At 31.7% G+C, this 6,227-nt stretch carries 3 protein-coding genes; all 3 read right to left on the reverse strand.

The window, feature by feature from the left end; genetic code table 11:
• Nucleotides 1-80 precede the first annotated feature (80 nt).
• Nucleotides 81-5,129: a hypothetical protein gene (locus HN587_02370; GenBank protein ID MBT7902678.1), complete on the reverse strand. Its 5,049-nt coding sequence runs from the start codon at nucleotides 5,127-5,129 to the stop codon at nucleotides 81-83.
• A 163-nt stretch (nucleotides 5,130-5,292) separates the two neighbouring features.
• Nucleotides 5,293-6,081, reverse strand: coding sequence for a hypothetical protein (locus HN587_02375; GenBank protein ID MBT7902679.1), 789 nt, complete (start codon nucleotides 6,079-6,081; stop codon nucleotides 5,293-5,295).
• A gap of 10 nt (nucleotides 6,082-6,091) precedes the next feature.
• Nucleotides 6,092-6,227: hypothetical protein (locus HN587_02380; protein ID MBT7902680.1), on the reverse strand; the 136-nt coding region annotated here is incomplete at its 5' end.

A 6,227-nucleotide genomic window follows, 5' to 3' on the forward strand; every position in this document is an offset into this window, starting at 1 on the left:
AGTTAGATTTTATAAAAGTTACTATGAGAAAACAAATAATACCAAATTAAAAAATAAAGAAGATAAAAAAAATAAAAAATTTATACAAGTTTTTTAGGCTTTGACACATAAAATGCTCCAACAATTAAAGCTAAAACAACAATAATCAAAATCCAAAGACCATACTTACTTAAAAAACTCCCATTAGAATATTCAATTTCTGCAGGAGCAGGTTCATCGGACACTTCAGTGTTGGTCGAACTTGCTTCATCGCTTTTTGTTGGTTCTACTTCTGCTAAAGGTTTTGTGACTTCATCAGAACTAACTGATTCAGGTACTTCAACAACAGGAGTTTGAACATTCTTATTCTCTGCTTTCTTTGGAGGTAATAATTCAATTGTTGGTTTAACAACTGGCAGTGGTGCTTCTGAAAAAATCACCTTAGCACGGTTGAAATTTACAATCTCATAAACGAGTACTCTTACATCCAAAACACCATCAGAATCTAAATCAAAGTCTTGAGGTACACCTTCAACTAATTCAGCAACAATAGGGTCTGACTGAATTTGAACCATCACAGTCCTTGCAGTTGTATCAACACTAATAATTTTAAACTTGTGAGTTACAGTACCAACATCAAATTTAACCATATCTGCTTTATTCATAGTAACAATTAAACCATTACTATCTAAAGTTTTGATATGAGTATATGATGAACTACTTCCACCACTAGATCCACCAGAATTTGCCGCAGTAACATCCGCATCAAATGAAACATTAGTTGACGAAGTCATAACATTTCCCGCAGTATCATTACATCTGATATAATAAAAACCAGTTGTATCAACAGTGTATGTTTTAGTTGCAGTGTGCGCAGTAGTAGCTCCAGTCATTGAATCAGATAAATTAACATATGCAGTAGATACATTAGTTGTATTATCTTCAGTCGAACCAAATTTACAAACTGCAGCTTCATCAGTTGTAACTGCCAAAGTTGTAGTTACAGTAGTTGTTCCAGAATTTGAAACACTAGCTAATGAAACAGTAGGTTTTGTAGTATCAGCAACACTAAAATTATGCACAATTGTTGTTGAGTTGTCGTTTAAGTCAACACAAGTTAATGTCAAATTATAATTGTCGTCAGCAAGATTTGAAAGTGTTCCTGCATAAGTTCCTGCAGTACCAACCCAAGTTAAATCACTAGACTCAATTATTTCATCAGTAACATTTTCAGATCCATTAAATACTTGATAAGTACAAAACTCATCTGCAGGATTTGCTTCAATTACTGTAAAATTAAAGTCAAAGAAACTATTATCTTGCTCACTATTATTTGCAGGACTTGATAAAGTCACATTAGGTGCAAAAGTATCATTTGCTAGCGCACCACCAGATAAGTGAGGAACATACAAAGTAATGTTTGTAGATGTATTAAGATAACACATAGTAGTTAAATTAATAACACTCGGCGCTGATCCTTCACTACACTCATCTAATACATAAACACTAGTTCCTGCATCATCTTCAATATATAATACATCACGATTATTTAATGCTTCATCAAAGAAAATAGTTACCCCATTAGAATACATATCATCTGCAATAAAATGACTCATGTTAATAAATAATAATAACGAGTCTACTGATGCACCCGCATTAACCACAATTGCATCTGCTTCTCCCGAAGTTGCATTAACATTAATTGAAAAATTACTTGAACTATTCCAATCAACATCATCACCATGGAAATCAAATTCTACCACTGAATCAATATTACTAACATTAACATTCATTTCTAATTCTAATGTTTGATTTACATAAAATGTTTCTTCACTAGAATAATCTGTGTTTCCTGAATCATCAGATAAAGTAACATTATTCAAAATAACTGAACTAACATTACCTTGAATATTATCAAGAGTATCTGAAATATTAATTGGAGTTAACAAAAACAATTCAATTCCTGACGCATTAATAACATTATTCAAAGTATCATTTGCACTAAAAATTAATGTATGATTTCCAGGAGTCATTGTAACATTAGTTAAGTTAACAAAACCAGTTAATGCAACAAAAGATCCATCATCAATATAATACCCTATAGTATCAACATCCAAAGTTACATCAGTTACATTCCAATTTAATAAAACTGGAGTCGTGTGATTACCTGCAAGAGGACCATTTACAACAATTACTGGCGCAACATTATCATAAGTAAATATGGTTGAAACGGGAGTTCCAACATTTGTTGCACTATCACTACCAGAAACCGTAATGTTATTTGATCCTTGAGCTAACGCAGTTTCATTATATTCACAAGTATAATTAGCACTGCCCACACAATGTTCACTGGTATTAAATATTGTTGACGCTGTTCCATCTAACAAAACAACAACGGTTGAAATATTAACCTCTCCATTATCAGTTAAGTTAAGAGTAATTGTATTAGAATTAACTTCTGAACTATCAACAGGACCAATAAATGCTAATACCGGAGCAGTAGCATCAACTGTAAAATTATTATTCTTTTCTGTTGCTGAATTTGCTGCAAGATCGTCTACATTAACATAAATCGTTTGCAATCCGTCACTAACTTCATTAGGTGTTAAATTACAAGCGTATGATGCACTTGTTCCTGAACAAAGAACTGCAGGAGACGTTGTAACATTATAAATCGTTCCAGACAAATTAACTTCAATTGTTAAATTATTTACTCCCTTACCAATATCTGCAACTTCAAAAGAAATTAAAGAAGCATTATTATTAGTAAAACTGCTATGTGCAGGACTCAATGAAGTAACAAGAGGTATTGAATCAGTAACTGTAAAAGTAAAATTTGCAGTGGATGCATTATTACCCGCACCATCAAATGCTTGCATTTTAAACTTCAAACTATCTCCTTCTTCGCTCTGAAGAATTGTATAAGTCATATTTGAATAAGTTTGAGATTCATTTGCAACAGTTGCACTTGACTCAACCCAGTCAGTACTATTCCATTTGTAAAGAACAACATCAAGATTATTACCATAAGTCATACTTAAGTCAGACCAGTTAGCATAAAACCACTGATTCTCAGTCATTACAGTACTTCCACCAGATGAATTAATTGTATAACTCGGTGCTACAGCATCACTTTCAGCAGTATAATTAGAAAAACCAACTGCGGTAAAAGTAAAATCTCCAGTTGAAAAATCAAAATTATTACAAGCGTCACAAGCTACACCATCATTAAAAATAATTGGGTTATAACTAAATGAACTATTAAGACCTTTCCAAGTCAAAGTAATAGGAGACTCCGTCACATTAGACAAATTCATAAACCACGCAGAATCAAATTCGATAATTGGCGGAGTTGAAGTTAAATTAATATTAAGATGATCTGGAAGTTCCATTAACATTGAACCGTTAGTATAATCTGAAATGTCTAAACTCTCAGTAAAATTAATAATTCCATCAGCAGTTTCAAAAACAACATCAACTTCACTCATGTTAAACACTTCAGAGAAGTTTGTTGAATCTCCAATTAAACCCGCAGGAACTCCAAGATTAAAAACAACAATTTGAGTAACATCAACAGAATTATCTTGATGGAAATTATTCAAACTATCTCTAGCACCAACAATAATTGATCCAATTGAAAGTTCGGAACTATTAACTAGAGTGTGTGAAATTGTAAATGGACTACTAGCCACACTTAAATTTGTATAATTAGCGCCAGCATCGATCTCACTAAAGTTAGATGAGATATGAACTGGAATATCATCAGTAAATGTTACTTCAATAGTTACATCTTGACCAGTTTGATAAAACATGTCACCATCAGTAACATCATAAACTAATGCTATTTCTATTACTGGGGCGGTAATATCAATTTCAAAATTTGTAGATTCCTCATTTTCTCTATTAAGACTATCATTCACCCATGCAGTAATAGTATAATTTTTATCGTCTTCCCAGTCAGAGGTATTAACTAATAAAAATCCTTCAGATGAATCAATAGCTAAAGTTTCATTAGCAATTTTATCCCCTGTAGAGTTAGTTACATTAAAATAAATCGTATCAATATTAGGGCCTACAGATGCAAATGAAACATTAATAAAAGTTCCATTGACAATATAATTACTATAATTAGTACCTAATATTTCAAAAGTGATCGTCGGTGCAGTCGTAAAAGTTTCATTAACTTCAGTTGAATTTGCACCGTAATTATCATCATCATCACTTGCGCCAACAATATAAAAAAGTTGTTGACTATTGTTAAGACCTATGTGTGTATAGTATGTTTCAGTCAAACAATCATCCATAACTGTCCAACTACCTAAGTCAATTTTGTTGTACAAAATATAACAAGCTAAATCTTGAATTGCAGAACCATCACTATTATTAGTTAATGTGTTCCACGTAACATTAAAACCATTTTCTAAAAAATCAATAGTTAAATTTTCTACTTGCGCAGGAACTCTGTCAGTAAGAGTAATGTTTTCCACATTAGATTCAGCCCCTTCATTACCAGAAGGATCATCTGCGCAAACGACATAATAAAAAGTAGAACCATTAGGAACTAAAGAAGTATTATCATCAATAATTGAAATTGTTGATTCAGTAGAATTAAATATATCTACGAGAACTCCAGTATCACAATCAACACCAGAGTCATTACCTCTCATTACAAAATAAGATAAATTATCCCAAATATTATCTTCCGCAGCAGTAAAAGTAATATTAACTTCACTCGTAGCCATAGAACTATTTAGAATTTCCTCGACGGATGAAATTACTGCAGGGGTTGGTGCAGTAGAATCAGTTAAATTAAAATTAATATCTCCTGTAAAATCAGGAAATAACGAAGAGTTAACCTCATAAGATGCATTTGCACTTGAAAAGTTTGCTAAGATAGCATATGTTGTGTTTTCAGCATATTCCGCACCATCGAAAACAAAACCATATACTCCCACACCATTTGTAGTGGTGCTTTTATTAACAAATGGAGTTGAAATAGAAACATCTGCACCCTCAATAGTTCCAAACCCATCAATTCCAATAACACCATTAATACCTCCAGGAGGCGACTCTGGTGCAGCCATTGCAATTCCAGAAAATAAAATACATAGCATTAACAAAACTGTTGCAAACAAAAACTTCTTAATCATTAAAACACCCCTTTTTTTTGAACTTTGACAATAAATTTTAAATTAATTTTTAAAAATATTAAAAATTTAATTAATATAAATTAAGTTATCTAATAAAAATTATATAATTCTCACCCGACAACGTACTCATAAATCATAAATAAAACAATTTTGTTTATAAACTTTACTTAAAAAGATTAGTTTTTTTGAGCACAAAATATAAAACTACGCCAATTACTGCAACAACTAAAACAATAACTAAAACAACAAGCCAATTAAATCCGCTCTCAGATTTTTCGTCGTCGCCATTATCAAATCCATTAAGATTATCTAATTTATCTGGCTCGCTCGTTTCTTCAACAACTAAATTTGAATTAGACATCTCAGAGTTTGAAACAAGTTTAACAAAACTTTCTTCAGATTTATCTTTTGACTCTTTTTCACTTTTTTGAGAAGAGTTGATTGTTTTTTCTGAACTAATAGATGAAATTTCAGCAGATTCTAACGAGTTTGTTTGTAATTCTGAATCCATATTTGAATTAGCACTTAATGAACTTTGGGGAGAGGGAGTTTCATCATATTCCATCAATATTTGTTCATCCACGCCAACTATAATATCAAATTTTTCTGCACCTGAAGCAGATACAGTATAAGTGCTAACTTTTTTTTCTCCATTCACATAAAAATCTAATTTAGTTCCATCTGAAACGCAGCCAGATGAAATCAATTCAGAACACCAAGGAACAGAAAGGGAATACATTTTTGTTTCAGTTATATCTACTTCACCTAAAAAATCACCGTCACTAGTTTTAATAGCCACAGAATAATCTGAAATTTCCTGTGAATCTGAAACTAATTCACCCCACAAAACAAACGGAACTAAAGGAGGTCCTTCTGCAGATACTGCACTAATAAAACTTATTGAAAAAATAATCAATAAAATCCAAAATTTAATTTTAGTTACAATTTTCATCAAAAACACCTCAATTAGTAATAGTTACATTAAAATTATTCGCATATGAAGTTTTAAACCAATACCCCTTACCAGGCACCAAATTAGTAATACCATCTCTACCCTCAAGAGGAATAGCAACACCATTATTATTCAAAACCCAACCT

It is taken from the genome of Candidatus Woesearchaeota archaeon, from assembly GCA_018675335.1.
Classification (GTDB): domain Archaea; phylum Nanobdellota; class Nanobdellia; order Woesearchaeales; family UBA11576; genus JABJCP01.